Annotated in this window: 8 protein-coding genes; 2 read left to right on the plus strand and 6 right to left on the minus strand. The window is 34.7% G+C overall.

Annotation, left to right across the window (positions count from 1 at the left end):
• The 3 genes from HMPREF2805_RS00410 to HMPREF2805_RS00420 all read right to left on the minus strand — a co-directional run.
• Nucleotides 1–221, minus strand: a 221-nt coding sequence (locus tag HMPREF2805_RS00410; RefSeq protein ID WP_075230976.1) for a hypothetical protein, incomplete at its 3' end; no start/stop codon positions are given.
• 56 nt (nt 222–277) lie between these two features.
• Nucleotides 278–466 carry a helix-turn-helix transcriptional regulator gene (locus HMPREF2805_RS00415; protein WP_075230977.1) on the minus strand — a complete coding sequence of 63 codons (189 nt, stop codon included), beginning with the start codon at nt 464–466 and terminating at the stop codon, nt 278–280.
• Between the two features lie 12 nt (nt 467–478).
• Entirely contained in the window at nt 479–664 is a 186-nt protein-coding gene (locus HMPREF2805_RS00420) for a helix-turn-helix domain-containing protein (RefSeq protein ID WP_075230978.1), read from the minus strand.
• A 146-nt stretch (nt 665–810) separates the two neighbouring features.
• Here HMPREF2805_RS00420 and HMPREF2805_RS00425 point away from each other — a divergent pair, with 146 nt between their 5' ends.
• On the plus strand, nt 811–1,134 hold the full coding sequence (locus HMPREF2805_RS00425) for a hypothetical protein (RefSeq protein ID WP_075230979.1): 324 nt from the start codon (nt 811–813) through the stop codon (nt 1,132–1,134).
• Here HMPREF2805_RS00425 and HMPREF2805_RS11200 read toward each other — a convergent pair.
• From HMPREF2805_RS11200 to HMPREF2805_RS00430, 3 genes are all read right to left on the minus strand, one after another.
• On the minus strand, nt 1,108–1,263 hold the full coding sequence (locus HMPREF2805_RS11200) for a DnaJ family domain-containing protein (RefSeq protein WP_186822538.1): 156 nt from the start codon (nt 1,261–1,263) through the stop codon (nt 1,108–1,110). The genes HMPREF2805_RS00425 and HMPREF2805_RS11200 overlap by 27 nt on opposite strands.
• Before the next feature lie 9 nt (nt 1,264–1,272).
• Entirely contained in the window at nt 1,273–1,401 is a 129-nt protein-coding gene (locus HMPREF2805_RS11410; protein WP_261676114.1) for a hypothetical protein, read from the minus strand.
• A 74-nt stretch (nt 1,402–1,475) separates the two neighbouring features.
• Nucleotides 1,476–1,751, minus strand: coding sequence for a hypothetical protein (locus tag HMPREF2805_RS00430; RefSeq protein WP_075230980.1), 276 nt, complete (start codon nt 1,749–1,751; stop codon nt 1,476–1,478).
• Nucleotides 1,752–1,907: 156 nt separating this feature from the next.
• Between HMPREF2805_RS00430 and HMPREF2805_RS11415 the strand changes: the two genes are divergently transcribed.
• The coding region (locus HMPREF2805_RS11415; protein WP_261676116.1) for a helix-turn-helix domain-containing protein at nt 1,908–2,310 on the plus strand (403 nt) is incomplete at its 3' end.

Consider the following 2,310-nt stretch of genomic DNA (forward strand, 5'->3'; position numbering starts at 1 on the left):
TGATTAGGTGTTTTTTGTTGCATAGCACGTTTTCTGATATTTTGCCTCAAACAATCAGCTAAGTGAAGCATATTCGGGATCTTGCTTCCTTTGATGCTACTAATAGCTCCTAAAGCTTCATAGTAGGTATCTGTGTGATCCAAAATATCATCAACCATATTTTCAAAATGTTTCTCAATAATTTCTTTGATGAGATCATTATTTTGTTTCTTTTCGTTCATATCCTACTCTCCTTTCTTTAATTTGTTTAATTTGTTTAATTTGTTAAACATTTGTTTTAAAAAAAATCTTTTACTTGCTTATTAAAAACTACTGCTAATTTTTGAAGTGTTCTAATTTTTACTGTTGACGACTGACCTGATTCAATCAGATGTATTGTTGTTCGAGAAACATTTGACTTCTCTGCGAGTTCCTCTTGAGACATTTTCTCTGTCTCACGCCATTTTTTTAAACGTTCTCCTTGCATGTTCCTACCTCCTTATCTTAATTCATCTATGCTGATTTCCAACGCATCAGCGATTTTGCATATGTTCGGCCAGGAAAGGTATTTCACCTTTCCGCTTTTCAAATCAGAAAAGAAACTGCGGTTGACTCCAGACATCTTAGATAATTGATTTCCATTCAAATTTCTTTCCTGCATTATTCGGTTTAATTGTTCCCACATTTTTACACCTCAGACACTATATGCTGTTAAACAAATATATTTAATTAACAATATGTTGTGTATTTCTGTTATCTATGTTATAATCATTCTTGACTAGGACCTCTCACCGTTTTAGTCAAAAATTCAATAGAAAGGAGTTTAACAATATGACTTTAAAAATCAACGGACTGGATGATTTTTCTAACCGTCTTGATCAGCTTTCAGAGAATGCTCAATCTGTTGCTGGTACACATGAATATTCTTTCAAAGAAGTTTTCTCAGATGAATTCATGATTGAACACACAAATTTTTCAACCATTGATGATTTTTTGCTATCAAGCCCAGAAAAAATATCCAATGCAGAGGAATTTGAAAAAGCAGATGAATCAATTCTTGATGTCTTTGTTTCTGAACAAACAAAATTCGATACTTGGAAAGAAATGATGTCTGCTGCAGCGCAAATCCTAATTATGAAGAAACTCGGTTTTTAATTTTAACTCGAACTCGTTAAGTCGTTTAATTGCTTCTTGTAATTCTTCGGATTTTTTAGCAACGTCTTGAATAACTTCAGCCAATTCCTCGATATTATAAATACTGATGCCAACACTTAATTTTTCCATTTCTACTCCTTACAATTTGGTTGCTAGTAAACTCTCAAGATAGCTAGTGTTTCTTAAAAGTTTTTCTACAAATTCAGGGTCTGCCTCTATAAAGGCGGACTCTTTTTGTCCACTATACGGATATCGTTTTGGTCTCATTCTCCTACTCCTTTCTCTCTTTTTTCACTCCAAGAGCAACAGCCTGCCAGGGAGTCGAACCCTGGTGCTACCAATCAGGCTACATTCATTTTGTCCATCATTCCTGCGAATGCTGCATCAAAGCGAATGTCATCGATTTCGTCTTGAGTGAAACCAGCATCGAGAAGGTAACGCTCTTGACGTCCAATCTCTTCTGCCAACTCTGTCCATCCGAAAGCGAACTGACGGCAGTTGTTCCAGAATGATTCAAGCTGACCATAGAGGAAGCGTTCCTCGTATGTGTTTTGAAGTAAGGTTTCTGTAACCACTGCTTTGAAGATGTTGATGGCTTTCTCGTTTAATGTGTTCATGATGTTTCCCTTCGGTTTGTTTTTTGTTATTTCCTTAATCTTGATTATAGTTTAACACGTTAAACATAAAATGTCAAGTGTGTTAAACAAAAAAAATTTACTTTTTTTATTTAAAGATGTATAATAGATTAAACAATATATAGAAAGGAGTTTTTTATGAAGTTAGGAGAATTACTAAAATCGTATAGAACAGAGCATAAGTTATCGATGGATGCTTTTTGCGAATTATCCGATTTAACAAAGGGATACATTTCCATGCTTGAAAAGAATGAACATCCGAAGTCAAAAAAACCCATTATTCCATCTTATGAGACAATAGAAAAAATTGCAAAAGGCATGCAAATTTCTGTAGAATCTTTAATTAATATGCTTGATGATGATCAGGAAATTCAAATCAATTCTACTCCTGCTCGACTAAAATCCATAGCTCCCACCACCTCCCTCCCGAACGCTTCAGATTTGCTCACACAGCAGATTACAGATAAAGTAGTACAATTAACCACCCAAAATAAAAAAATCGTGCTACGGACGTCTGAGGAGCTTCTGGAGAGTCAAAAAA

Source organism: Streptococcus sp. HMSC034E03 (assembly GCF_001811505.1).
GTDB lineage: Bacteria > Bacillota > Bacilli > Lactobacillales > Streptococcaceae > Streptococcus.